This is a genomic window from Microbispora rosea, from assembly GCF_900156315.1.
Lineage (GTDB): Bacteria > Actinomycetota > Actinomycetes > Streptosporangiales > Streptosporangiaceae > Microbispora > Microbispora rosea.
On sequence record NZ_FTNI01000003.1, the window covers coordinates 158,362 to 183,342 of the forward strand.

A 24,981-nucleotide genomic window follows, 5' to 3' on the forward strand; every position below is an offset into this window, starting at 1 on the left:
GAGACTCACCGCTGGCCGTTTCACGGCGTATTCGGGAGTGTTACTGCGATGTTTCTTATTGCGGGGACGTTACCGCCTCCTCACCGGACCACTCTCGACCAGTTCTTCGGCCAGCAGTTCCCGTACGCGCCGCCAGGCGTCGCCGGCCGCCGCGGCGTCGAACGTGTCACGGCGGTCGCAGAGGAACCCGTGACCCGCGCCGGGATATTCGACGATCTCGTGGCGTACGGCGGCGGCCCGCAGCGCGTCCGCGATCATCCGGCGGTGGTCCGGCGGAACGACGTGGTCCTCGGCGCCCACGAGGACCAGCACGCGCCCGGTGATGCCGGGGGTCAGCGCGAGCGTCGGCTCCGGGCCGCCGAGGAGGATGCCGGCGGCCGGGATTCAGCCGCCGTAGGCGACGGCCACCGCCGCGAGGTCCAGGCGGGCGGCCGCGAGGTAGGCCACGTGGCCGCCGACGCTGAGGCCGACCATGCCGACGCGCGCGCAGCCCCGCGCACGCAGGTGGTCCATGGCGGCCCGCACGTCGTCCACCGCCTGATCCCGCGTCATCCGGTGCAGGGAGCTAGAAGCCGCGCTCACGGCCCGCCGCGTCGTGCGGGAGTTCGATCCCGGGGGCGTCGCGGTGATAGAGGTCCGGCGCCAGCGCGAGGTATCCGTCCGCGGCGAGCCGCTCGCAGACGTCGCGGACGTGGGCGCTGACGCCGAAGAGCTCCATCGCCACGACCACGCCGGGGAAGATGCCGCCGTCGGCGAGAATCGGAGAGGCGTTTCCGGAAGTCGTGCATGCTGCCACTGCGGAGCGCTTCCTGTGCGGGCTGGCGCCCGACGTGGTCCACGACTATTCGCTCGCCGGGCCGTTGTGCGCATCGGCACGTACGGCTCCCACCGTGGTCACCTGCCATGGCGACGTCCGGGGCGAACTCGGCGGCTACTACCGGGCCCTCGGCACCGCCGTCAACCTCGTCTCTATTTCTTGGTCGCAGCGGGCGAGCGCCCCTGGCCTCAATTGAGTCGCGCAGGTGCGCATGCCGTAGATTTCGCCACATTCCCGTTCCGCGCGCGCAAGGAGGAATGGGTCCTTTGGGTGGGCCGCCTGCATCCCGACAAGGGCGCGCACCTGGTCCCACCACCGGTCGATCATGACCATGCCGAAGGGCTCCTCCCACTACACCGGGAACACCAGGCAACGAGCCCGGTACGGAAATGCTTCTCATCTGGTGCTCCCGCTGGGCGACTTGCGACGGCTCATGAGAGGCAGATGAGGGGCGGGAAGGGTGGTGCGAGGGAACGGCAGGGGGGATCCTGGTATGGGAGACGAAAATTCCGTCGAGGCGTTCCACAAGCCGACGGGGGACACGCGTCACAGGGATTGTTCTCGCTGATAGAGCCCTGACACCGCCAATGTCGAAGGTGGCGTGGATTCCGGTTCTCCCGCTCGGGCCGATATGCAGCGGCGTCGGAGCGAGTTGTCTTCACGAGCTGGAATAGCCGAGGGGGTTGGTCCCGTGAGCGTCCCGAGAACAGCAGGGCCCCACAAGGTGGTGCTGGCCACCTACAGCGGCTACGACGCGGCCCAGCACGCGGTGGACGTCCTGGCTCGCCACGACTTCCCGATCGCACACGTCACCATCGTGGGCTGCGATCTGCGATGGGAGGAGAAGGTGCTCGGGCGATGGGGCCTCGGCAGGGCGCTCGTCACCGGCGCGGGCACCGGCGGCTGGATCGGTCTTCTCATCGGCTTGATATTCGCGATCTTCAGCCCGTGGGCCGGATGGGCCATCGGCTCCTCGATCGTGCTCGGGCTGATCTTCGGCCTCGTCTGGGGTGCGATCAGTCACGTGGTGCAGCACCGGGCGTTCACCTCGATGCCTGCGGTCGTCGCCGACCACTACGACATCCTCGTGGATCCCGAGTTCGCCGACGAGGCCCGGCGCGTGCTCACCGACGCTCGTGAGGCCGCTGCGCTCAGGTGAGCGCCAGGAGGGGGATGAGGACATGGCCAAGGCGGTGGGCATCGACCTCGGCACGACGAACTCGGTCATCGCGACCACCGAGGACGCGCATCCGACGGTCGTCCCGAACGCGGAGGGGTCGCGCACGACTCCCTCGGTGGTGGCCTTCACGGACCAGGGCGAGGTGCTGGTGGGCCAGATGGCCAGACGCCAGGCGATCCTCAACCCGAAGGGCACGATCTATTCGGCCAAGCGCTTCATCGGGCGCAAGTTCGACGAGGTGCAGAGCGAGATCAAGGCGGTCTCGTTCGACGTCGTGCCTGGCCCGGACGACGCCGTGCGGTTCAAGGTGCGCGACAAACTGTACGCGCCGGAGGAGATCTCCGCCTTCGTGCTGCGCAAACTGGCCTCGGACGCCGGGAAGTTCCTGGGGGAGAAGGTAAACGAGGCCGTCATCACGGTGCCCGCGTACTTCAACGACGCGCAGCGGCAAGCCACCAAGGACGCCGGCAAGATCGCCGGCCTGGAGGTCCTGCGGATCATCAACGAGCCGACCGCGGCGGCCCTGGCATACGGCCTGGACAAGAAGGGCAACGAGACCGTTCTCGTGTTCGACCTGGGCGGGGGCACGTTCGACGTCAGCGTCCTCGACATCGGCGAGGGCGTCATCGAGGTCCGCGCCACCTCGGGCGACACTCACCTGGGCGGCGACGACTTCGACCGGCGCGTCGTCGACCACCTGGCCGACGAGTTCCACAAGGAGCAGGGCATCGACCTGCGGCGCGATCCGCAGGCCCTCCAGCGGTTGTTCGAGGCCGCGGAGAAGGCCAAGGTGGAGCTGTCGGCGGTCACCCAGACGCAGGTCAGCCTGCCGTTCATCACGGCCGACGCGACCGGCCCCAAGCACCTGAACACCACGCTCATGCGCTCGACCTTCGAGCAGATCACTCACGACCTGCTCGAACGCTGCCGGGGGCCGGTGGAGCAGGCCATGGCCGACGCGAAGCTGACGACGAACGACCTCGACGAGGTGATCCTCGTCGGCGGCTCCACCCGCATGCCGGCCGTGCAGCAACTCGTGCGGCGGCTGACGGGCAAGGACCCGAACATGACGGTCAACCCGGACGAGGTCGTGGCCGTCGGCGCGGCCGTCCAGGCGGCCATCATCAAGGGCGAACTGAAGGACGTCGTGCTGCTGGACGTCACGCCGCTGTCGCTCGGCGTCGAGACGCTCGGCGGCGTGATGACGAAGATCATCGAGCGGAACACCACGATCCCGGCCCGCCGCACGGAGACGTTCAGCACCGCGGAGGACAACCAGTCGGCCGTGGACATCGTCATCCTGCAGGGCGAGCGCGAGCGCGCCGCGGACAACCGGGTGCTCGGCCGGTTCCGGCTGGAGAACATCCGGCCCGCCCCGCGCGGGGTGCCGCAGATCGAGGTCACCTTCGACATCGACGCCAACGGCATATTGAACGTCTCCGCCAAGGACAAGGACACCGGCGCCGAGCAGCGCATCACGATCAGCGAGAGCTCCAACCTGGACAAGAGCGAGATCGACCGGATGATCGCCGACGCGGAGCGGCACCGCAACGAGGACGCGCAGCTTCGTGCCGCGACCGACGCCCGTAACGAGCTGGACTCTGCCGCCTACCAGGTCGAGCGCCGGCTGTCGGAGCTGGGCGAGGCGGTCCCGGTGCACGAGAAGGCACGGGCCGAGCAGCTGATCATGGAAGCGCGCCAGGCGATCAAGGAGGAGGTGCCCGTCGACCGGCTGCGCAGCCTGACAGCGGAGCTGCAGCAGGTTTACCACGGCCTCGGCATGACGGCGTCCGCCGCTTCCGGCCAGACGCAGGGACAGGCGCAGTCTGCGCAGTCCGCCGCGAGTGGGTCGGACGAGGACGTCATCGACGCCGAGTTCACCAGCCCCAACAGCCCGTGACGTGACATGACCGAGCAGAACGAGACACCACCTCCGGAGCCCCGGCAGGCCGTCGAGGAATCCGCTGCGGAGCAGCTCGCCGAGCTGGAGGACCGGTGGCTGCGCGCCGTCGCCGAGCTCGACAACCTCCGCAAGCGTGTCGCGCGCGACATGGACCGGCAGCGGATCGACGAGCGCACGCGCGTCGCGGCGGAGTGGCTGCCGGTGGTCGACAACCTCGAACTCGCGCTCAAACACGCGGATGCCGACGCCGACGCGGTGATCGAAGGGGTCCGGGCCGTCCGCGACCAGGCGGTCGGCGTGCTCGCGCGCCTAGGCTTCCCGCGCAGGGACGACGTGGGCACGCGGTTCGACCCCGCCAGGCACGAGGCGGTCAGCACGGTCGCCGTCCCGGACGCCGACCCCGGCACCGTCGTCGAGGTCGTACGGCCCGGCTACGGCGAGGATGGGCTGCAACTGCGCCCGGCCTCCGTCGTCGTCTCCACGAAGGCCGACGAGTGATGGCGGAGCGCGACTTCTACGAGATCCTGGGCGTGCCGAGAACGGCGGACCAGGACGAGATCCAGCGGGCCTACCGGAAGCTGGCCCGCACCTACCATCCCGACGTCAACAAGGCCCCGGACGCCGAGGACCGCTTCAAAGAGGTCTCGGAGGCGTACGAGGTGCTGTCGGACCCCGGGACGCGGCGGCGATACGACGCGTTCGGGCCGGACTTTCGCCGGGTTCCTGAGGGCGTGGACCCGGCGGCGTACGCGCGCGCCCGCGCCGGAGCAGGAGCGGGCGCGAGACCAGGCTGGGCGGGACAGGGGCCCGGCTGGGCGCGCGGACCGGGCGGGGAGGAGATTCACTTCACCACTGGCGAGGGCTTCGAGGGCATCGACCTCGAAGACCTGCTCGGCGGCGTCTTCGGCGGGCGCAGGCGCGGCGCGACCGGCCGCGGCTGGGGCCCGGTGCCCGGCGCCGATCAGGAGGCCGAGCTGCCGCTCACGGTCGAGGAGGCCTACCGCGGCGGCCGGCGGACCATCACGATCCCCGGCCCGGGAGGCGGGCGGACCCTCCAGGTGAACATCCCTCCCGGGGTGACCGACGGCCAGCGGATCCGGCTCGCGGGCCAGGGCGGCGCGGGCAGCGACGGCGCCAGGGTGGGCGACCTCTATCTGATCGCGCGGATCGCCGACCACCCCCGCTACCGCGTTGAGGGGCGCGACATCCATGTCCGCCTCCCGCTGACGCCGTCGGAGGCCGCGCTGGGGGCGACCGTCGCAGTGGAGACGCCGGGTGGGGAGGCGAAGGTCAAGGTGCCGCCGGGCACCTCGTCCGGGCGCCGCCTGCGCCTGCGCGGACAGGGCATGCCGAACCCGCGCGGCCGGCCCGGAGACCTGCTGGCCGAGGCCCGGATCATGGTGCCGCCCACGCTCGGCGACGAGGAGCGCCGACTGTACGAGCAACTGGCCAGGATCTCGGCGTTCGACCCGAGGAGTCCGTCATGACCTATCCGCTCGTCCGGCTCGCCCAGGTGGGCGTCGGGCATCTGGACCTGGAGTCCTTCTCCCGGGCCACGGGACTGCACCCCGAGCTGGTGCGCCGCCTGGTGGCGCTCGGGCTGATCGACGCCTGGAGGGACTCTTCGGGCCGTCTACGCTTCCCGCCCGCCCAGGTCGTCGCCACGGGCCGCCTCCAACGCCTGCACGCGGGGCTCGCCGTCAACTACGCCTCCCTCGGCCTCGTGACGGACCTCCTGGACCGCATCGCGGAGCTGGAAGCGGCTCTGCGTACCCGTACGAGAAGGACCGGAGACAGATCGTGGACCTGAACCGCCTCACGCAGAAGTCGCAGGAGGCCCTGCACGACGCCCAGACTGCGGCGATCCGCTTCGGACACACCGAGGTCGACGGGGAGCACCTGCTGCTGGCGCTGGTCCGGCAGCCCGACGGGCTCGTCCCGCGCCTGCTGTCCGCCGCCGGCGCCGACCCGGACAAACTCCGGCTCGAACTGGAGCACGAGCTGGAGCGGCGGCCCCGCGTCACCGGTCCCGGCGCCGCTCCCGGCCAGGTCTACGTCACCCAACGGCTGTCGCGGCTGCTCGACGCCGCCGAGCGGGAGGCCGGCCGGCTGAAGGACGAGTACGTGTCGGTCGAGCACCTGCTGATGGCGCTGCTGGACGAGGGCGTCGACAGCGCGGCGGGCCGGCTGCTCAAGGGACACGGGCTGACCCGTGAGCGCTTCCTAGAGGTCCTGACGCAGGCACGCGGGAATCAGCGGGTGACCTCCGCCAATCCGGAGGTCGCGTACGAGGCGCTGGAGAAGTACGGGCGCGACCTCGTCGCCGCGGCGCGGGCGGACAAGCTCGACCCGGTCATCGGGCGGGACGGCGAGATTCGCCGGGTCGTCCAGATCCTGTCCCGCAAGAGCAAGAACAACCCGGTCCTGATCGGCGACCCGGGCGTGGGCAAGACGGCGATCGTGGAGGGCCTCGCGCAGCGCATCGCGCGCGGCGACGTGCCGGAGGGCCTGAAGAACAAGACGATCTTCAGCCTGGACATGGGCGCGCTGGTCGCCGGGGCGAAGTACCGCGGCGAGTTCGAGGAGCGGCTGAAGGCCGTGCTCACGGAGGTGACGGCGTCCGAGGGGCGCATCCTGCTGTTCGTCGACGAGGTGCACACGGTGGTCGGCGCGGGCGCCGCCGAGGGGGCGATGGACGCCGGCAACATGCTCAAGCCGATGCTGGCCCGCGGCGAGCTGCACATGATCGGCGCGACGACCGTGGCGGAGTATCGCAAGCACATCGAGAAGGACGCCGCGCTGGAGCGCCGCTTCCAGCCCGTCTTCGTCGAGGAGCCGTCGGTCGAGGACTCCATCTCCATCCTGCGCGGGCTGCGCGAGCGGCTCGAGGTCTTCCACGGCGTGAAGATCCAGGACGGCGCGATCGTCGCCGCGGTCGTGCTGAGCCACCGCTACATCTCCGACCGCTTCCTCCCCGACAAGGCGATCGACCTTGTCGACGAGGCGTGCGCCATGCTCCGTACGGAGATCGACTCGATGCCCGCAGAGCTGGACGAGCTGACCCGCCGGGTGACGCGGCTGGAGATCGAGGAGGCGGCGCTCGCCAAGGAGGACGACCCGGCGAGCCGGGAGCGCCTGGAGACGCTACGCAAGGAGCTGGCCGACCTGCGGGCCGAGGCCGACGCCATGCGGGCCCAGTGGGAGGCCGAGCGGCACGCCCTGCGCAAGGTGCAGCAGCTGCGCGAGGAGATCGAGAGCGTACGCCGGGAGGCCGAGCAGGCCGAGCGCATGTACGACCTGAACCGCGCGGCCGAGCTGCGACACGGCAGGCTTCCGGAGCTGGAGCGGAAGCTGCGTGCCGCGGAGGAGCAACTGGAGAGCAAGCAGGGCGGGCAGCGGCTGCTGCGTGAGGTGGTGACCGAGGAGGAGATCGCCGGCATCGTGTCGCGGTGGACCGGCATCCCGATCAGCCGCCTGCAGGAGGGCGAGCGGGAGAAGCTGCTACGGCTCGACGAGATCCTGCACCAGCGGGTGATCGGCCAGGACGAGGCCGTGCGGGCGGTCGCCGACGCCATCATCAGGGCGCGCTCGGGGATCAAGGACCCCCGCCGCCCGATCGGGTCGTTCATCTTCCTCGGGCCGACCGGAGTCGGCAAGACCGAGCTGGCCAAGACGCTGGCCGAGGCATTGTTCGACACCGAGGAGAACATCGTCCGCGTCGACATGAGCGAATACCAGGAGCGCCACACCGTCAGCCGCCTCGTCGGCGCCCCGCCCGGGTATGTCGGCTACGAGGAGGGCGGCCAGCTCACCGAGGCCGTGCGGCGCAAGCCCTACTCCGTGGTGCTCTTCGACGAGATCGAGAAGGCGCACACGGACGTGTTCAACACCCTGCTGCAGGTGCTGGACGACGGGCGGCTCACCGACGCCCAGGGGCGCACGGTCGACTTCCGCAACACCGTGATCATCATGACGTCCAACATCGGCTCGCACTACCTCAGCGAGAAGGCGGCGCCGTCGGGCGAGATCGACCCGGAGGTGCGCGAGATGGTCATGGCGGAGCTGCGCGCCCGCTTCCGCCCCGAGTTCCTCAACCGCATCGACGACATCGTGTTGTTCAAGCCGCTCACCGAGGCCGAGATCGAGCAGATCGTCACGCTGATGTTCAACGACATCAGAGCGCGGCTCGCCGAGCGCAGGATGACACTCGAGATCAGCCCGGAGGCGGTCCGCCACATCGCCGAGCGCGGGTTCGACCCGATCTACGGAGCCCGCCCGCTGCGGCGTTACATCGCCCGCGAGGTGGAGACCCGGGTCGCGCGGGCGCTGGTCGCCGGCGACGTCCGCGACGGCGCGACCATCCGGGTGGAACTGTACGGCGGCGAGATCGTGGTCACGTACGAGAACCCGGAGGGCTGATCGATGCCGCCGAAGGTCGTGGAGTCGAGCGTCGTCCGGTGCCCGCACTGCGGCCGGAACAACCGCGTGCCCAAGGCGGGGGCGGGAGCGCCGCGCTGCGGCGAGTGCCGCGAGCCGCTGCCGTGGGTGGTGGACGCGGGGGACGAGGACTTCGCCGAGGTCGCCGAGGTCGCCGAGGCGGCGCGGATTCCGGTCGTCGTCGACTTCTGGGCGTCCTGGTGCGGGCCCTGCCGCATGGTGAGCCCGGCGCTCCAGCAGGTCGCCACCGAGCTGGCCGGGCGGATCAAGCTGGTGAAGGTGAACATCGACGAGGCGCCCGAGACGTCGCGGCGCTTCGGCGTGCAGGCCGTGCCGACGCTCGTCGTCCTGCGGCTGGGGCAGGTCGTGGCCCAGCGGGCCGGTGCGGCGCCGGCGCCCGTGCTGCGGGAGTGGGTCGGCGATGCGCTGGCCGGATGAGCTGACCGAGTCGCCCGATCTGCAGGGCGCCTACCCCCGGCTGAGCGATGTGCGGATGCGGACGCTGGCCGCCCACGGCGAGCGTCGCCCGGCTCACCGGGACGACGTGCTGTTCGCGGAGGGCGACCCGTGCGCCGCCTTCTTCGTCGTGCTGAGCGGCAAGGTGGCGACCGTGAAGGGGTACGGAGCAGACGATCACGTGATCAGGGTCCACGGCGCGGGCCGGTTCCTGGGCGAGCTCAACGTGCTCACCGGCCAGGCCAGCTTCATAACCGCCGTGGAGGCGGAGGACGGCGAGGTGCTCGCCGTGCCCGTGGACGAGCTCCGCCGGCTTGTCGCCGGCGACGAGATCCTGGGCGACCTCGTCCTGCGCGCCTACCTCATCCGCCGCTCGATGCTCATCGGACTGGGGGCCGGTTTCCGGATCATGGGCTCCCGCTACTCGCCGGCCTGCCGCCGGCTGCGGGAGTTCGCGGCGCGCAACCGGCTGCCGCACCAGTGGATCGACCTGGAACAGGACGCCGAGGTCGAGCGCTTCCTGCGACGGACGGACGTCACCCCGGCGGAGACGCCGGTCGTGATCTGGCGCGGCGAGCTGGTGCTGCGCAACCCCACCAACGCGGAGCTGGCCAGGGCCATCGGCCTCCCGGCGCCGAGCACGCGGGAGGCGATGTGCTCGGCCGGCCAGGCCGCGCTGTTCCTCGCCCGCCACGTCGCCTCTGTCCGCCTGCTCGTACGCGAAGGCGAGCTGACCAGGAACATGTCCCGCTACCTGACGGTCGAGATCGAACAACACCCCGGCATTCAGGTGATGCCGAACACCCAGGTCCGGCGGCTGGCCGGGTAGGGGCTGGGCCGCCCACGCGGGGAGGAAGGGGACTGGCGATGGCAGAAGTGATGGCGGTGCCGAGGTTCGAGCGGTTCTTCAGGACGGCGGCGGGCCTCGACGTCGACAAGGAGGATCTCCGGCGCTACAGCGACTTCGTGAACCAGAAGCTGTACGACCTGCTGGTGATCGGCCAGGCCCACGCGAAGGCGAACGTCCGGGACGTCGTCGAGACCTGGGACCTGCCCATCACCAAGGGCCTCCAGGAGAGCATCCACCGGTTCCGCGACCTCGACGAGGACATCGAGCTGAAGCCCATCCTGGAGCAGCTCGCGGCGTTGCCTCCGCTCGACCTGTCCATTGGCGAGGAGGTGAGGGAACGGCTGCCCGAGATCGTCGGCGGGCTGTCGCTGGCGCTGGCGCGCACGTTCACCATCCTCGATCCCGGCCTGAAGAACCCGAGGACGGAGCAGTGGGATCGCGTGATCCGCGCCTTCCGGCTGCTGCTCTAGAAGTGAGGACATTATGAAGGCAGTCGTATACGAGGGACCCCGGCAGGTCGGCGTCGAGAACGTGCCGGACGCGCGGATAGAGGTGCCCACCGACGTCCTGGTCCGTGTCACCACGACCAACATCTGCGGGTCGGACCTGCACATGTACGAAGGCCGGACCGACCTGGAGCCGGGTCGTGTCCTCGGCCACGAGAACCTCGGCGAGGTGGTCGAAGTGGGGCCGGGAGTGGTACGCGTCCGCGTCGGCGACATGGTCTGCGTGCCGTTCAACGTCGCGTGCGGCTTCTGCGCCAACTGCGAGAGCGGGCTGACCGCCTTCTGCCTCACCACCAACCCGGAGCCGGGGGTGGACGGGGCCGCTTACGGCTTCGCGGACATGGGCCCGTACAACGGCGGCCAGGCCGAGCTGCTGCGCGTGCCGTTCGGCGACTACAACTGCCTCGTCCTGCCCGAGGACGCGCGGGAGAGGCAGACCGACTACGTCATGCTGGCCGACATCTGGCCCACCGGCTGGCACGCGACCCAGCTCGCCTGTGTGCAGGCCGGCGACTCGGTGGTGATCTACGGGGCGGGGCCGGTCGGCCTTATGGCCGCCTACTCCGCGACGTTCAAGAGCGCGGGCATGGTGATGGTCGTGGACCGCCACCCGGACCGGCTGGCCAAGGCCGAGGAGATCGGGGCGATCCCGATCGACGACTCCAAGACGTCGCCGGTCGACCAGGTCATGGAGCTCACGCACGGCAGGGGCGCCGATCGGGGCTGTGAGTGCGTGGGCTACCAGGCGCACGACCCCCAGGGGCACGAGCATCCCAACATGACGCTGAACAACCTCGTCAAGTCCGTGAGGTTCGCCGGGACGATCGGGGTCGTGGGCGTGTTCGTCGCCATGGATCCCGGCAGCCCCGACGACCTCTACAAGCAGGGCGAGATCGCATTCGACTACGGGATGTTCTGGTTCAAGGGCCAGACCATGGGCAACGGCCAGTGCAACGTCAAGAACTACAACCGGCAGCTCTGCACCCTCATCCACGAGGGGAAGGCCCGGCCGTCGTGGGTCGTCTCACACGAGCTGGATCTGGACGACGCGCCCGGCGGCTACGAGCACTTCGACCGGCGTGATCCCGGCTGGACCAAGGTCGTCCTACATCCCGCCGGCACCGGCTGACCCTCGTGTGGCGGCCGCGGGCCCCGCGGTCCGACCGTTGGCAGTGAGGGGGACGCGCCATGCGCCTGCCGGACGCGCGCTTGCTCAAGCACAGGCTGCACGACGCCTTCAACAGGCACGATCCGGACGAGGTGATCCAGTGTCACAGTCAGGACGCGGTCCTGGTGACCCCGGCGGGCGTAGCGGAGGGGCACGAGCAGATCGCCTCCTACTACGACGATCTGTTCAGGGCTTTCCCGGCATGCGCATGACGGTCTGGCACACCGTCCTGTGCACCGATCCGGCGGTGACCGAATGGCTGCTCACCGGCACCCACACCGGGCCCTTCCTGCTGCCCGGGGGCCAGGTGCTGGAACGAACCGGCCGCCATGTCGCAGTCCGGGGCACCAGTACCTGTTCGGTGGGCAACGACAAGATCATCAGTCACCGGATGTACTTCGACCAGCTGGAGCTTTACACGCAGCTCGGCGGGCGCCTCGCCTTCGACGAGCAGCTGTCGCCGTGTGAGCGGCGGGCGGAGGACTGAGCGATGCCGGCAGAGGACATGGACGACATGGTGACGGTCGAGCTGTTCTTCCAGTGCAGGCACGACGTCGCCAGCGAGGAGATCCGGGTTCCACGGGCCGACTGGGATGCGATGAGCGCGGACCAGCGCGACGCGTACCTGGCTGACCGCGTCGACGCGCTCGTGTGCGCGAACTCCAGCGCCGGCTGGAGGGAGATCTAGTGCTGTGACTGGAAACGATCAACGGGTTGGGTGGTCGTCAGGCCACGGCTGAGAGTGGTCGGCCGCCCCAGCGGATGCCTTTCTCGCTGCGGATGCGGGCGCGATCTCGTCGCTGGGCGGCCAGGACGTCGGGGTGGCGGGCGTTGGCGTTGCGCCAGCGCAGGTAGACGTGCAGGGCCGGGGTCTGCACCGTGTGGTTGGCATGGTCGGAGTTGGCGATGGTGAACTTCCTCAAGGGTCCGAAGTGCGCCTCGATCGGGTTGGCCCAGGAGGCGTAGGTCGGGGTGAAAAACAGCTCGACCTTGTTCTTCTTCGCCCAAGCCAGGATGCGCCAGTTCTTGTGGGCCGACAGGTTGTCCGAGATGACGTAGATGGAAGCGCCGTCGGGGCGGGCAGCAGGGCCGGGACGCGCGCCCCTCGCGTCAGGTCCTCGACGCGCTGGCCGGCGCTCTGCGCCTCGTCGGCGGCGCGTGCGCTGTGGACCGACTGGCTCCTGCTGGCGCCCGAGGCCCGCAACGTGCTCTGGTGGATGTTCACCGACCCGGCCGCGCGCATGGTCTTCGTCGAGTGGGAGCAGGAGGCGTCCGCGCTGCTCGCGCGCTTCCGTTCCGCCGCCGCCCGCCACCCCGGCGACCACGGGTTCGAGGAGCTGACCGCCCGGCTCAAGGCCGCCAGCCCGGAGATACGCGCGTGGTGGCCGCGGCACGACATCGCGCCGTTGGGCTCGGGCATCAAGAGGCTGCGGCATCCGCTCCTCGGCGAACAAGAACTACGGCACGTGGTCCTCCTCACCGCCGACGACGTCGAGCAGAAGCTCGTCGCCTTCCGCGCCGCCGACGCCGACCAGGCGCGGATCGCCGAACTCGTCGCCGCCGGGTAGTCCCCTCCCCTGAGCCGAGGGAGGAGGCCCTGGGCACGCCCGATGTGGAGCGTCACGCCACCGAGGCGGGGAACCGCTCCCAGACCCGGTGGGCGGCCATCAGCCGCTGCACGGCGGTGAAGACCTCCGTGGCCGAGTCGCCGGAGACCACGCCCGGCGCGCCGGAGAGTCCCGACTGGGCGAGCAGCTTCGCGCCCGCGCCCCAGGCGCCGATGGCCTTGGCGTGCCGCCAGCACTCCTCGATCATGAGCGTCACCCGCGGGTCGACCGTGAGGGAGTCATCGGCGCCCGCCTTGGCGTCGCGTGCCGGCAGGGCGTCGGGGGCCGGCGCCGGCGCGGCCGCCACCAGCAGGGCGTCGAACTCGATCGACCGGGCGGTGGCGAAGGTCCGCTGCACGGGCAGGTCGCCCAGCATCCCGCCGTGCGGGGCGATCAGCAGCGGCACCATGCCGGCGGCGAACACGTCCCTGCGCAGGTCGCGTACGCCGTCGAGGTCGGCGCCGTCGTCCACGACGATGCCGATCACGCGGCCGTCACCCGGCCACTCCTTGCCCACCTGCGAGAGCGCGGGGCTCGGTGCGGGGTCGGCGAGCGGCAGGGCCGGCTCCGGCGCGGGCAGGCCCAGCCCGGTGGCGACCTCCCGGCAGAGGACCGGGTCGATGTTCGCCAGGCACCGGAGCTGACGCTCCTTGATCGCCTGCTCGTAGCACTTGCCCAGCTCGAAGGTGTAGGCGCGGATGATGTGCTCCTTCTCCACCGGCGACATGCTCAGCCAGAACAGGCGGGCCTGGCTGAAGTGGTCGTCGAAGGACACGGGGTTGGCGCGGACCTTCCTCCCCCTGGCGACCTCGACCGGAGTGTCGACGAACGCGTTCTCGGCGTCCCCGGCGACGAACGGATTGCCGCCGTCCAGCGAGTTCGGCCGGTACGGCGCGACCCCGGAGTGCACGGCGTGCTGGTGGAAGCCGTCCCGGAGCATGTCGTTGACCGGGCAGTGCGGACGGTTGATCGGGATCTGCGCGAAGTTCGGGCCGCCCAGCCGCGTGATCTGCGTGTCGAGGTACGAGAACAGCCGCGTCTGCAGCAGCGGGTCGTCGGTGACGTCGATCCCCGGAGGCAGGTGGCCGACGTGGAAGGCGACCTGCTCGACCTCGGCGAAGAAGTTCGTCGGCGTCCGGTTGAGCGTCATCCGTCCGACGGGCTGCACCGGCGCGAGCTCCTCGGGCACGATCTTGGTCGGGTCGAGCAGGTCGATGCCCTCGAAGGTCTGGTCCGGGGTGTCGGGGAACACCTGGATGCCGAGCTCCCACTCGGGGTGGGCGCCGGCCTCGATCGCGTCGTAGAGGTCGCGACGGTGGAAGTCGGGATCCATGCCGCTGAGCATCTGCGCCTCTTCCCAGGTCAGGGAGTGCACGCCGAGCTTGGGCTTCCAGTGGAACTTGACCAGCACCGTCTCCCCCGCCTCGTCGACGAGCCGGAAGGTGTGGACGCCGAAGCCTTCCATCATCCGGAAGGATCGCGGGATTCCCCGGTCGGACATGTTCCACATGGTGTGGTGCTGCGCCTCGGTGTGCAGGGAGACGAAGTCCCAGAACGTGTCGTGCGCGCTCTGCGCCTGGGGGATCTCCCTGTCGGGGTGCGGCTTGCCCGCGTGGATCACGTCGGGGAACTTGATGCCGTCCTGGATGAAGAACACCGGGATGTTGTTCGCGACGAGATCGAAGGTGCCCTCGTCGGTGTAGAACTTCGTCGCGAAGCCGCGGGTGTCGCGGACCGTGTCGGCCGAGCCGCGCGAACCGAGGACGGTGGAGAACCGCACGAAGACGTCGGTCTTCTTCCCTTTCTTGAGGAAGCCGGCCTTGGTCACCGCCAAGGCGGTGCCGTACGCCTCGAACACGCCGTGCGCGCCCGCGCCCCGGGCGTGGACGACGCGCTCGGGGATGCGCTCGTGGTCGAAGTGCGTGATCTTCTCGCGCAGGTGGTGGTCCTGCAGCAGGGTCGGGCCGCGCTCACCCGCCTTCAGCGAGTGGTCGGTGTCGCGCAGCCGCGCCCCCTGCGCGGTGGTGAGGTAGGCGCCCTGCTGGCCCTTCGACGGGGCGGGCGCGCCGGTCTCCGCTCCGGTCGGCGTGACGGTCGCGGGAGCGCCCTGCTCCTTCTTCGGCGGCAGCGGGTCGCGCGGCGTCGACGGCTCCTCGACGGTCGCCGGGGCGCTGCCCGGCGCGCCGGGAACGTCCGGCGTCAGGGCGCCGGCCACCTTCTCCGCGGCGTTCTCCACGACGCCCTTGACGGCCTTGGCGGGCTTGCTGGCATCCATTCGGCGAAATCCTCCATGGAGCGGTTCGGGCACGTCCGCGCCGGATTACCCGCAGGTAGGAGAGCCAAACACGCCGGTACGCCCGGGAATCGGCCACCGCTCCGGCCCGAGCGCCCTCGTCCGGCCCGCCCTCGTCCGGACGGCCCGTGTCCGCCGACGACGCGGCGCCGGGACCGCGCCGCCATCAAGGGCGAGAAATCACGCCGGGCCGGTCACTTCAGGGCGTTCGCGGCGAGCCGTAGATCGGTGAAGGCCCGGTCGAGGTGGGTGTGCAGGTCGTCGGTGCGGTCGGCTCCCCACCGGCGGACGGCGATCGAGTAGGTGTCCATGCCCACCTGGGCGCACAGGGCCGCGATCGGCTCGGCGACGCCGCGGGCCCGGAGGGCGTCGGTGAGCGCGGCGACGAGGGCCGCGCTCTTGGCCAGCGCCCGTTCCTTCAGGGCAGGCGTGGCGGCGATGACCGGCGCCCGCCGCTGGGTGATCGGGAGGTTGCGTTCGATCAGCGGCACGGTCTGGTGGAACGCGGCCCGCAGGGTGGGCAGTGGTTTGGTGCCGGCCGGCACCGCCGCGACCGCGCCGGTCAGCAGGTCCCGTAGCTGCGCCTCGCCGTCGAAGAAGACCTCACGCTTGTCGGCGAAGTGGCGGAAGAAGGTCCGCTCGGTGACTCCGGCGCGGGCGGCGATGTCCCCGGTCGTGGTCTTGTCGTAGCCACGCTCCAAATACAGCTCGAGCGCGGCCTCCTGGAGGCGCAGCCGCACTTCATCCCCGTTCCGTGGCACGTTCGGAACCCTACCACGAGCGTCAGTGACTGACATAGATTTGCGTCAGTCACTGACGCATCGTACAGTCAGTCGCTGACGAAAGTGCGTCAGCTACTGACATGAAGTAGGTCACCGTGGAACAGCGTTTCACCGGCAGGACGGTCGTGGTCACCGGAGCCAGTTCCGGCATCGGGGAGGGCATCGCGCGGCGGTTCGCCGCCGAAGGAGCCAACGTCGTCCTCGCCGCACGCCGCAAGGACCGGTTGGAGGCCCTCGCGGCCGAGTTAGGCACCCACCGTGCGCTCCCGGTCGCCACCGACGTCACCAGCCAGGACGAGGTGCAGGCGATGATCGACGCCGGCGCCGCCCGGTTCGGCCGCATCGACGTCCTGGTTTCCAACGCCGGCGTCGGCCTCGGCAGGGAGTTCGCGGAGACGACGCCGGCGGACTGGCGGCTCGTCATGGGCACCGACGTCGACAGTTGCTTCTTCGGCGCGCAGGCGGCGCTGCCGTACCTGAAGGACAGCCGCGGCAGCATCGTCCAGATCGCCTCGGCCTCCGGCCTCGGCGGCGACCGCCGGCTCACCGCCTACAACGCGGCCAAGGGCGCGGTCGTGAACCTCACCCGCGGGCTCGCCTTCGACCTCGGCCAGTTCGGCATCCGGGTGAACGCCGTCGCCCCGTCGCTGACCGGGCCGGAAGAACTGGCGGCGAAGCACGCCGACCTGATCGAACGCTTCAACCAGCGCCGGGCGCTCGCCGGCTTCAGCACCCCGGCCGACGTCGCCGCCGCGGTCTGCTTCCTGGCCTCGGACGACGCCCGTTTCATCACCGGCGTCATCCTGCCCGTCGACGGCGGCATCACCGCCGGCAGCGGCCAGCCCTCCCTGTTCTGAAAGGACCTCCCATGCCTGGAACCGTCGACGCGCTCGACCCGGAACTCGCCGCCGCGTTCGCCGCGATGCCCAAGGCCGCGAACGGCACCCTGCTCGAACTCTCCGACATCCCCGGCCTGCGTGCGCGACTCCGCGAGGCCCGCGCCCGGCTGGCCCCGGCCCCGGCCGACCCGCGGGTCACGATCGAGACGCTGCGCATCCCCCGAGCCGATCGGACCGAGCTCGAGGTGGTCCTGTATCGCCCCGCCGGGGCCGAACACCCCCTCCCGGCCCTGGTCTGGTTCCACGCCGGCGCCCAGGTCCTCGGCGACGACGCCCGCGACGACGACGCCTACCACACCGCTCTGACCCTGGGCCTCGACTGCGTCGTGGCCGCCGTCGTCTACCGGCTCGCCCCGGAGACCCCGGCTCCCGGTGCCGCCGAGGACGGTTACCTCGCCTACACCCACCTCGCCGAACACGCCGCCGAGCACCGGATCGACCCGCACCGGATCGGGCTCGCCGGTGCCAGCGGCGGCGGAGCCCCCGCCGCGGCCACCGCGCTCATGGCGCGCGATCGGCAGGCCGTGCGGCCGTGCTCGCTGTCCCTGCTCTACCCGATGCTCGACGACCGCCTGGAGACGCCGTCGAGCTTCGAGGCCGTCTCCGAGGTGGTCTTCGCCCGTCCGGACATCCGGCTCGCCTGGGCCGCGGTCCTGGGCGACCGGCTGGACACGGGCGACGTGCACCCGTACTCCGCGCCCGGCCGGGCCACAGACCTCGCCGGTCTGCCGGACACCTTCGTCGCCGTCGCCCAGTTCGATGTGCTGCGGGACGAGGGCATCGACTTCGCCCGCCGGCTGACCGCCGCCGGTGTGCCGGTCGATCTGCACCTCTACGCCCGCGCGTTCCACGCCTGGGACCGCTTCGCGGCCACGTCGGCCCTGGCCCGCTCGTTCGAGCAGACCTGGCACGCCTTCCTCCGCCGCAACCTGCACGGCTGAGCGTCAGTGTCGCTGAAACCCTTCACGTAGCCGTTCAGCGGGACGACGGCGCCTCCCGGACGCTGACGGCGGCGCGGTGGTGGCGGGGTGCCTCGGCCTCGTCGAGCAGCGCGATCGCGAAGTCCGCGTACGTGATCCGGCTGGCCATGTCACCGTGCTCGGCGAGCAGGTAGCCGCCGGTGCCCGTGCCGTCGTGGTCGAAGTCGCCCGCGGGCGCCACGTACGCCCAGTCGAGGTCGCAGGCCCGGAGCTCGTCGAGGCCCGCGGCGTGGCCGAGGGAGAAGGCGCGATACTCGTTCGGGTAGCCGGGCTCGTCCATCAGAGGAGCACCGGAAGCCCCCGGCATGACCGACGCGAGACCGACCACCACCAGGCGGGATACGCCCGCCTTCGCCAGGCCGGTGGACAGCGCGCGGGCCGACGCGGTGAAGAAGTCGTGCGGCGACGCGGACAGGTCCGCGGCCGCGCTGATGGCGGCGTCGTGCCCGGCGGCCGCGCGCTCGACGCTCACCGGGTCGGTGACGTCGCCCGCCACCACCCGCACGTCGCCCAGGTCGCCGTGGCCCGCGGGGTCGCGCACCACGGCGGTGACCCGGTGACCGCGCCGGCGCGCCTCCGCCACCGCCTGCCGCCCGGCCCGGCCACCCGCTCCGAAGATCACGATGTTCACGGCGAACCACCTCTCTCACCATGGCCGGAGCCCGTGCGCCCGGCCGATGCCCCCGGACGCTATCCGGGCCCCTGGTTACCGCCGGGATACCGGTTATCGTGAGGCCATGAGGGAACCCCTGCCCGCCGACATGTTCGACGAGCTGTGTCCGTCCTCGCTCAATCCGATCCGCTTCGGCGACAAGTGGGCGCCGCTCGTCATCCGGTGCCTCGAACACGGGCCGCGCCGGTTCTCCGAGCTGCGCGTACCGCTGAGCCGCGTCACGCCCAAGGTCCTCACCCAGTCGCTGCGGTCCCTCGAACGGGACGGCCTGGTCACGCGCACCGTCTACGCCGAGGCCACCCCGCGCGTCGAGTACGAACTGACCCCGCTCGGCCGCAGCCTGCTCAAACCGCTGGAGGTCGCCTGCGCCTGGGCGGCGGAGCACTGGGACGAACTGCTCGACGCCCGCGAGTCGTACGACGCCGCCGCCCGCCTCGACCGCGCCGGCTGACGGCGGCCATCACCGTGACCGCCGTCAGGCACATGACCACCGGCGGCGTCAGGGAGCGGAGCGGCCAGGAACCGCCAGTGATCGGAGGTAGGCGCGCCACCCCCCGTGCGATGTGATGTCGGCCGCGTCCCGCAGCCCTTCCGGAGCGCAGAGGAAGCCCGGCACGTTCGCGCCGTCGGCCATTTCGACCTGGCCCAGCGTCATCGGGCGGGGAAGGGCCGCGAGCAGGTCGCCCAGCCCTTCGGCGGGAAGCTCCCACACCTCGCACTCGACGGCCGCGCCGCCCTCGGCGACCCGTACGAGCCCGGGTTTGGGCGGGTCGGTGGTCAGGGCGTGCAGCCGGTAGCGCTCGGCGGTCCTGGTGGTGGCCAGCAGGCGCGCGCCGCGTGCGGTGAGCTCGTGGTTGAGCGGTTGTCCCGACAGGTGCGCGCCGACCACCGCCAGGCGTACGGCCGGCTGGAGCAGCCGGGCGATGGCCGCCAGGTCGTCGTCCACGTGGGCCCGGCCGACGAGCATGACTCCGTACGGCAGTCCGTCCACCTGTCCGGCGGGTACGGCCAGTGCGCACATGTCGAAGAGGTTGACGAAGTTGGTGAAGCGGCCCAGATCGCTGTTGACGCCGACGGGGTCGGCCGCGACCTCCGCCAGGGTGGGATGGCGCGGGGTGACCGGCAGGAGCAGGGCGTCGCGGTCGCCGAGCAGGCTCATGGCCCGTTCCCGCAGCTCCGCGAGCCGTTCCCGGTCGGCGAACAGGCGGTGGGCGGGCAGGTCACGCGCCGCGGTGACGATGGAGGCGACGACGGGATCCAGGTCGGGGCCGCCCTTCTCTACGAAAGCGCCGACGGCGGTGTAACGCTCGGCGACGAACGCCCCCTGGTAGAGCAGCGCGGCGGCCTCCAGGAAGGGGGCGGGGTCGATCGGGCCGATCTCCACCCCCGTCGAGGCCAGCCGGCCCGCCGTCGCCTCGAACGCCTCGGCCCAGCCCGCAGCCAGCGGGCCCAGGTCGGCGGTGCCGGGAACGGCCACCCGCCACGGTCCGGGACGGCGGGCCGGACGGGACTCGGGCCGGGCGGACGAGCGGGTCATGAGGGCCAGGGCCCGCTGGGCCTCGGGGAGCGTACGGGCGAAGACGCTGACGCAGTCGAGGCTCCGGCAGGCCGGGACCACGCCTTCCGCGGGAATCAGGCCGTAGGTGGGCTTGAGCCCCACGATGCCGTTGAAGGCGGCGGGGACCCGGCCAGAGCCCGCGGTGTCGGTGCCCAGCGCGAGGTCGGCCAGGCCGAGCGCGACGGCGACCGCCGAGCCTGAGCTGGATCCCCCGGAGATCCGGGCCGGGTCCGTGGCGGCGCGCACCGCGCCGTACGGGCTCCGGGTGCCGACGAGCCCGGTGGCGAACTGGTCCAGGTTGGTGGTGCCGAGCACGATCGCCCCGGCCGCGCGGAGGGCGGCCACGGCGGGGGCGTCGGCGTCCGGCAGGTAGGCGTAGGAGGGGCAGCCGGCGGTGGTCGGCAGCCCGGCCACGTCGATGTTGCCCTTCACCGCCAGCAGGCGCCCCGCGAGGGGGAGGTGCTCGCCGCCCGCCACCCGGGCGTCCACGGCGGCGGCCTCGTCCTCCACGTCGGCCTGTGGCCGCAGGTCGATCCAGATCTCCGGACGGCCGGTCTCGGCGATCCGGGTGTAGGCCCTGCGGACCCGTTCCAGTGCCGTCTCAGCCACGATCACTCCTCAGCACCACCATCGGGGCGCCCGCCTCCACCTGCTCACCGGCCCTGACCAGGACGCGTTCGACCACGCCGTCCGCCGGAGCCAGGACGGCGGACTCCATCTTCATGGCCTCCAGCACGATCAGCGGCTCCCCTGCGGCGACCCGCCGGCCGGGCGTGACGCCGATCTGCCACACGCTCGCGGCGAACTCCGCCTCCACCAGGCGGCAGCCCGGTGGAAGTTCCAGCTCGGTCTCGGCCGGGCTTGCCGGCTGTTCCGCGCGGTCGAACTCGCCCGACGCCTGCCAGGCCCCACGTTCGGCCGCGAAGGCGGCGGCCTGCCGTTCGCGGAAGGCCGCGATGGAATCGGCGTGCTCGGCCAGGAAGCGACGGTAGTCGGCGAGCCGGAACACGCCCTCCTCGATCTTGGGTTCGAGGCGCCCCGCCGCCAGGTCGGCGCGGAGTTCGAGCAGCTCTTCCGCCGTCACCGGATACCAGCGGATCCGGTCGAAGAAGCGCAGCAGCCAGGGGGAGCCGGGCTGGAACGCGCCGCGTTGCTGCCAGCTCGACCACACCTGCGTGGTGCGGCCGACGAACTGGTACCCGCCCGGTCCCTCCATCCCGTAGACGCACAGGTACGCGCCGCCGATGCCGACGGAGTTCTCTGCGGTCCAGGTTCGGGCGGGGTTGTACTTGGTCGTGACCAGGCGATGCCGGGGATCGAGCGGGGTGGCCACGGGAGCGCCGAGATAGACGTCGCCGAGCCCGAGGACGAGATACTCGGCGTCGAAGACGATGCGATGGACCTCGGCCACGTCCTCCAGGCCGTTCACCCGCCGGATGAACTCGATGTTCGACGGGCACCAGGGCGCGTCGTCGCGCACTCCCGCCATGTAGCGGGCGATGGCCTCCCGGGTGGCGGGGTCGTCCCAGGACAGCGGGAGGTGGACGACGCGGCTGGGCACCTCCAGTTCTCCGGTCGGCGGCAGGCCGTCCTCGATGCGGAGCAGCTCGGCCAGCAGGTCGCGCTGCGACAGCACGGCCGGGTCGAGATGGATCTGAAGCGACCGGATGCCGGGGGTGAGGTCGGCGACGCCGAGCAGGTCCCGGGCGGCGAGTGCCTGGGACAGCGCCTCGGACAGGGCGTGCACGCGCATGCGCAGGCCCAGGTCGAGCTCCATCGGCCCGTACTCGACGAGGATGTTGTCGTCCCCGCTGCGCCGGTAGGTGACGGCGGGCCGCTCGCCGGTCTCGGGGAGACGGTACAGCACGCCGCCGTCACCGGGGGCGCCGATCGCGGGCGGTACGGGGACGAAGGTGACGGTGTCTCCCGGCCGGAGCTGGCCGAGTTTCCAGCGTTCCGAGGTGACGACGGTGGCCGGGCAGACGAACCCGCCGAGCGAGGGGCCGTCGGGGCCGAGCACGACCGGCATGTCACCGGTGTAGTCCACGGCGCCCACCGAGTAGGGGGTGTCGTGGATGTTGGAGGGGTGCAGTCCCGCCTCTCCCCCGTCGAGGCGGGCCCAGCGCGGCTTGGGGCCGATCAGGCGGACGCCGGTGCGCGCGGAGTTGTGGTGGACCTTCCACTGGGCGGCGTAGAAGTCGCGGATGTCGTCGTCGGTGAAGAACTCGGGGTTGGCGTGCGGACCCTCGACCACGCCGATCCGCCAGGCGTGCCCGAACTCGGGCCGCTCCCCCGTCTCGGCACCCGTCCCCGTACCTGTCTCCGTGCCCGTCTCCCTGCCGCCGTGTGCGAGGCATCCCCCGTCTTTGATGCAACCACCGTCTTTGAGGCAACCACCGTCTTTGAGGCAACCACCGTCTTTGAGGCAACCACCGTGCAGGACGTCACCGGCGCGCAGGGCCCGGCCGCCGTGGCCGCCGAACCCGCCGAGTGTGAACGTCGCGGCGCTCCCCAGATAGGCGGGAACGTCGAATCCGCCCGCGATGAGCAGGTAGACCCGCAGTCCCGGCCCTTCTGCGGCACCGATGTCCAGCACGCCGCCGGCGGGCACGGTGACCGGCTCCCACTGCGGAACGGGCGCGCCGTCCACGGTCACGGGCGCGGGCGCGCCGGTGACGCAGACGGTGGCGGCGTGGCTGAAGCGCAGTGCCGGGCCGCGCAACGTGCACTCCAGGCCGGGTGCGCCGGGGTCGTTGCCCAGTGCGGCGTTGCCGTACCTGAAGGAGCGGTCGTCCATCGGTCCCGACGGCGGCACGCCCACCTGCCAGTAGCCGGTCCGTCCCGGCCAGTCCTGGACGGTCGTCAGGGTGCCGGGCCGCACCACCTCGATGCGCCGGGAGCCGTCGGCGAGCCCGGCCAGGGTGGCGGTGCCGTGCGTGGCCGCCCGTACGGAAGGATCGCCGGCGGCGGCGCGCAGCAGCCCGAGGTTGGTCTCGACGCCGTCGATCCTGGTCTCGGCCAGCGCCTCGGCCAGCCGGTCCAGGGCCTGTTCCCGGTCGGCGCCGTGTGCGACGACCTTGGCGAGCAGCGGGTCGTAGGCGCTGCTCACCTGGGTGCCCGTCTCCACCCAGCCGTCGACCCGCACGCCCGCGGGGAAGGCGACGTTGGTGAGCAGGCCCGCGCTGGGCCGGTGGTCGCGGCTCGGGTCCTCGGCGTAGACCCGGGCCTCGACGGCGTGGCCCACGGCCGCGGGCGGGTTGCGCAGCGCGGCGTGCACGTGACCGGCGTCGCCCTGGGCCAGGCGCAGCATCCACTCGACCAGGTCGACGCCGTAGATCGCCTCGGTGACCGGATGCTCCACCTGCAGGCGGGTGTTGACCTCCAGGAAGTACGGCTCGGCGCGCGCCGGGTCGTAGATGAACTCGACGGTGCCCGCCGACCGGTAGCCCACGGAGGCGCACAGGCCTGCGGCGCTGTCGGCGAGCCTGGCCCGCACCAGCGGCGGCAGGCCGGGTGCGGGGGCCTCCTCCAGCACCTTCTGGTGGCGTCGCTGCAGCGAGCAGTCGCGGTCGCCGAGCGTGACGACGTTGCCCATGCCGTCGCCGAAAACCTGGACCTCGACATGCCGGCCGCCCTCGACCAGGCGTTCCAGGAACAGCCCGGCCGAGGCGAAGCTCGCGGCGGCCGTGCGCTCGACGCTCTGCCACGCCTGGGCCAGCTCGCCGGCGTCGCGGCAGGCGCGCATGCCGATGCCGCCGCCTCCGCCGGTGGCCTTGAGCATGACCGGGTAGCCGATGTCCCGCGCGGCGCTCAGGGCCGCGTCCAGGTCGGGAAGCAGGCCGGTGCCGGGGAGCAGGGGCACCCCGGCCGCCTCGGCGGCGGCGCGGGCGGTGTGCTTGGCCCCGAACAGGTCGAGCTGCTCGGGGGTGGGACCGACGAAGGCCAGCCCGGCGGCTTCGACCCCGCGCGCGAAGGCGGCGTCCTCCGACAGGAAGCCGTAGCCGGGGTGGACGGCGTCCGCGCCGCTGTCCAGGGCGGCCCGCAGCACCCGGCCGGCGTCAAGGTAGCTCTCCCGGGCGGGAGCGGGGCCGAGCCGTACGGTGTGGTCGGCCAGGCGGACGTGGGCCGCGCCCCGGTCGGCGTCGGAGTAGACGGCGACCGTACGGAGCCCGAGGCGGCGGGCTGTGGCGATGACGCGGACGGCGATCTCGCCTCGGTTGGCGACGAGGAGTGTGTTCATCGGACCGTCATCCGCACGGGCGTGGGGTCGAAGCCGTTGCACGGGTTGTTGATCTGCGGGCAGTTGGAGACCAGGACCAGCACGTCGGTCTCGGCGCGCAGGGTGACCGCGAGGCCGGGAGCGGAGATGCCGTCCACGATGCCGAGCGTGCCGTCGGCCTCGACCGGGACGTTCATGAACCAGTTGATGTTGCTGACCAGGTCGCGTTTGCCGAGCCCGTGGCGGCTGCCCTCGATGAGGAAGTTCTCGACGCAGGCGTGCTGGGAGTAGGTGTGGTGTCCGTAGCGCAGCGTGTTGGACTCCTTGGAGCACGCGCCGCCGACGGTGTCGTGGCGGCCGCAGGTGTCGCCGACGACGGTCATCAGCGGGGTGTGCTCGTTGGACAGCAGCACGCTGCCGGTGGTGAGGAAGATGCTGCCCTGGGCGTGGATGGTGTCGGGGGCGCTGTAGCGCACGGCCGTGTCGTTCGCGTCGTACAGCAGGCAGTCGACCGCCTGGTTGCCGCCGAGGTCGGTGATGGTCAGCTCCTGCCCGGCGCGGATGATCGCCGACCAGGGGGCGCGGGCGGGCACGATCACATCGAGCACGGTGGCGCCCGGCGCGGGCGCGTCGGACACAGGTACGTCGGACAC

General features: G+C 71.5%; 23 protein-coding genes and 3 pseudogenes. 17 read left to right on the forward strand and 9 right to left on the reverse strand.

Going from position 1 to position 24,981, the window contains the following annotated elements; translation table 11 throughout:
* Window positions 1-69: 69 nt before the first annotated feature.
* A pseudogene (locus BXA11_RS44350) lies at window positions 70-552 on the reverse strand (dienelactone hydrolase family protein).
* A 13-nt stretch (window positions 553-565) separates the two neighbouring features.
* Window positions 566-796, reverse strand: a complete 231-nt coding sequence (locus BXA11_RS45265) for a dienelactone hydrolase family protein (RefSeq protein ID WP_076433394.1) — start codon at window positions 794-796, stop codon at window positions 566-568.
* Between the two features lie 712 nt (window positions 797-1,508).
* Between BXA11_RS45265 and BXA11_RS05935 the strand changes: the two genes are divergently transcribed.
* The 13 genes and pseudogenes from BXA11_RS05935 (at window position 1,509) to BXA11_RS05990 (ending at window position 12,005) form a co-directional block, all read left to right on the forward strand.
* Window positions 1,509-1,976 carry a general stress protein gene (locus BXA11_RS05935; protein ID WP_076433398.1) on the forward strand — a complete coding sequence of 156 codons (468 nt, stop codon included), beginning with the start codon at window positions 1,509-1,511 and terminating at the stop codon, window positions 1,974-1,976.
* Between the two features lie 22 nt (window positions 1,977-1,998).
* Window positions 1,999-3,897, forward strand: a complete 1,899-nt coding sequence (dnaK, locus tag BXA11_RS05940) for a molecular chaperone DnaK (RefSeq protein WP_076433400.1) — start codon at window positions 1,999-2,001, stop codon at window positions 3,895-3,897.
* Between the two features lie 6 nt (window positions 3,898-3,903).
* Window positions 3,904-4,398 (forward strand): nucleotide exchange factor GrpE, encoded by a 495-nt coding sequence (locus BXA11_RS05945; protein WP_076433402.1) that lies wholly within the window; start codon window positions 3,904-3,906, stop codon window positions 4,396-4,398.
* On the forward strand, window positions 4,398-5,387 hold the full coding sequence (locus BXA11_RS05950; protein WP_076433404.1) for a DnaJ C-terminal domain-containing protein: 990 nt from the start codon (window positions 4,398-4,400) through the stop codon (window positions 5,385-5,387). Before BXA11_RS05945 ends, BXA11_RS05950 begins: the two co-directional genes overlap by 1 nt.
* Window positions 5,384-5,710 carry a chaperone modulator CbpM gene (locus BXA11_RS05955; protein WP_076433406.1) on the forward strand — a complete coding sequence of 109 codons (327 nt, stop codon included), beginning with the start codon at window positions 5,384-5,386 and terminating at the stop codon, window positions 5,708-5,710. Before BXA11_RS05950 ends, BXA11_RS05955 begins: the two co-directional genes overlap by 4 nt.
* A complete protein-coding gene (clpB, locus tag BXA11_RS05960) occupies window positions 5,701-8,319 on the forward strand; it encodes an ATP-dependent chaperone ClpB (protein WP_076433408.1) in 2,619 nt (872 codons plus the stop codon). Before BXA11_RS05955 ends, clpB begins: the two co-directional genes overlap by 10 nt.
* A 3-nt stretch (window positions 8,320-8,322) precedes the next feature.
* Window positions 8,323-8,775 carry a thioredoxin gene (trxA, locus tag BXA11_RS05965; protein WP_208865550.1) on the forward strand — a complete coding sequence of 151 codons (453 nt, stop codon included), beginning with the start codon at window positions 8,323-8,325 and terminating at the stop codon, window positions 8,773-8,775.
* Window positions 8,759-9,622 (forward strand): cyclic nucleotide-binding domain-containing protein, encoded by an 864-nt coding sequence (locus tag BXA11_RS05970; protein WP_076433410.1) that lies wholly within the window; start codon window positions 8,759-8,761, stop codon window positions 9,620-9,622. The genes trxA and BXA11_RS05970 overlap by 17 nt, the downstream gene beginning before the upstream one ends.
* 38 nt (window positions 9,623-9,660) lie before the next feature.
* Window positions 9,661-10,113 carry a DUF1931 family protein gene (locus BXA11_RS05975; protein ID WP_076433412.1) on the forward strand — a complete coding sequence of 151 codons (453 nt, stop codon included), beginning with the start codon at window positions 9,661-9,663 and terminating at the stop codon, window positions 10,111-10,113.
* 13 nt (window positions 10,114-10,126) lie between these two features.
* Entirely contained in the window at window positions 10,127-11,278 is a 1,152-nt protein-coding gene (locus BXA11_RS05980) for a glutathione-independent formaldehyde dehydrogenase (protein ID WP_076433414.1), read from the forward strand.
* 59 nt (window positions 11,279-11,337) lie between these two features.
* Window positions 11,338-11,463: pseudogene (locus BXA11_RS44355) on the forward strand (ester cyclase); the annotation flags it as partial.
* Window positions 11,418-11,804: an ester cyclase gene (locus BXA11_RS05985; RefSeq protein WP_239104901.1), complete on the forward strand. Its 387-nt coding sequence runs from the start codon at window positions 11,418-11,420 to the stop codon at window positions 11,802-11,804. The pseudogene BXA11_RS44355 and the gene BXA11_RS05985, both read left to right, overlap by 46 nt.
* A gap of 3 nt (window positions 11,805-11,807) precedes the next feature.
* Window positions 11,808-12,005 carry a DUF7167 family protein gene (locus tag BXA11_RS05990; RefSeq protein ID WP_076433416.1) on the forward strand — a complete coding sequence of 66 codons (198 nt, stop codon included), beginning with the start codon at window positions 11,808-11,810 and terminating at the stop codon, window positions 12,003-12,005.
* A gap of 37 nt (window positions 12,006-12,042) precedes the next feature.
* On the opposite strand, the pseudogene BXA11_RS45620 reads toward BXA11_RS05990, so the two are convergent.
* A pseudogene (locus BXA11_RS45620) lies at window positions 12,043-12,402 on the reverse strand (transposase); the annotation flags it as partial.
* Here BXA11_RS45620 and BXA11_RS43025 point away from each other — a divergent pair.
* A complete protein-coding gene (locus BXA11_RS43025; protein ID WP_159454738.1) occupies window positions 12,346-12,885 on the forward strand; it encodes an MmyB family transcriptional regulator in 540 nt (179 codons plus the stop codon). The pseudogene BXA11_RS45620 and the gene BXA11_RS43025 overlap by 57 nt on opposite strands.
* 52 nt (window positions 12,886-12,937) lie before the next feature.
* Here the strand turns inward: BXA11_RS43025 and BXA11_RS06000 are convergent, their stop codons facing one another.
* Window positions 12,938-15,199, reverse strand: coding sequence for a catalase (locus BXA11_RS06000; RefSeq protein ID WP_076433418.1), 2,262 nt, complete (start codon window positions 15,197-15,199; stop codon window positions 12,938-12,940).
* Between the two features lie 212 nt (window positions 15,200-15,411).
* Window positions 15,412-15,978 (reverse strand): TetR/AcrR family transcriptional regulator, encoded by a 567-nt coding sequence (locus BXA11_RS06005; RefSeq protein ID WP_076433420.1) that lies wholly within the window; start codon window positions 15,976-15,978, stop codon window positions 15,412-15,414.
* 116 nt (window positions 15,979-16,094) lie between these two features.
* Here BXA11_RS06005 and budC point away from each other — a divergent pair, with 116 nt between their 5' ends.
* Both budC and BXA11_RS06015 read left to right on the forward strand, forming a co-directional pair.
* Window positions 16,095-16,856: a meso-2,3-butanediol dehydrogenase gene (budC, locus tag BXA11_RS06010; protein WP_076433423.1), complete on the forward strand. Its 762-nt coding sequence runs from the start codon at window positions 16,095-16,097 to the stop codon at window positions 16,854-16,856.
* An 11-nt stretch (window positions 16,857-16,867) separates the two neighbouring features.
* The gene (locus tag BXA11_RS06015) at window positions 16,868-17,839 is read left to right on the forward strand and encodes an alpha/beta hydrolase fold domain-containing protein (RefSeq protein WP_076433426.1); all 972 of its coding nucleotides are present in this window, start codon (window positions 16,868-16,870) and stop codon (window positions 17,837-17,839) included.
* A 34-nt stretch (window positions 17,840-17,873) separates the two neighbouring features.
* Here BXA11_RS06015 and BXA11_RS06020 read toward each other — a convergent pair whose 3' ends face one another.
* The gene (locus tag BXA11_RS06020) at window positions 17,874-18,509 is read right to left on the reverse strand and encodes an NAD(P)-dependent oxidoreductase (RefSeq protein WP_076433428.1); all 636 of its coding nucleotides are present in this window, start codon (window positions 18,507-18,509) and stop codon (window positions 17,874-17,876) included.
* Between the two features lie 106 nt (window positions 18,510-18,615).
* Between BXA11_RS06020 and BXA11_RS06025 the strand changes: the two genes are divergently transcribed.
* Window positions 18,616-19,002 (forward strand): winged helix-turn-helix transcriptional regulator, encoded by a 387-nt coding sequence (locus BXA11_RS06025; protein ID WP_076433431.1) that lies wholly within the window; start codon window positions 18,616-18,618, stop codon window positions 19,000-19,002.
* A 48-nt stretch (window positions 19,003-19,050) separates the two neighbouring features.
* Here the strand turns inward: BXA11_RS06025 and atzF are convergent, their stop codons facing one another.
* The 3 genes from atzF to BXA11_RS06040 are packed head-to-tail and all read right to left on the reverse strand — an operon-like array spanning window position 19,051 to window position 24,981.
* Window positions 19,051-20,718, reverse strand: coding sequence for an allophanate hydrolase (gene atzF, locus BXA11_RS06030; protein WP_143734107.1), 1,668 nt, complete (start codon window positions 20,716-20,718; stop codon window positions 19,051-19,053).
* Window positions 20,711-24,349: a 5-oxoprolinase/urea amidolyase family protein gene (locus BXA11_RS06035; protein ID WP_076433433.1), complete on the reverse strand. Its 3,639-nt coding sequence runs from the start codon at window positions 24,347-24,349 to the stop codon at window positions 20,711-20,713. Before BXA11_RS06035 ends, atzF begins: the two co-directional genes overlap by 8 nt.
* On the reverse strand, window positions 24,346-24,981 hold the full coding sequence (locus BXA11_RS06040; protein ID WP_204053548.1) for an urea amidolyase associated protein UAAP2: 636 nt from the start codon (window positions 24,979-24,981) through the stop codon (window positions 24,346-24,348). Before BXA11_RS06040 ends, BXA11_RS06035 begins: the two co-directional genes overlap by 4 nt.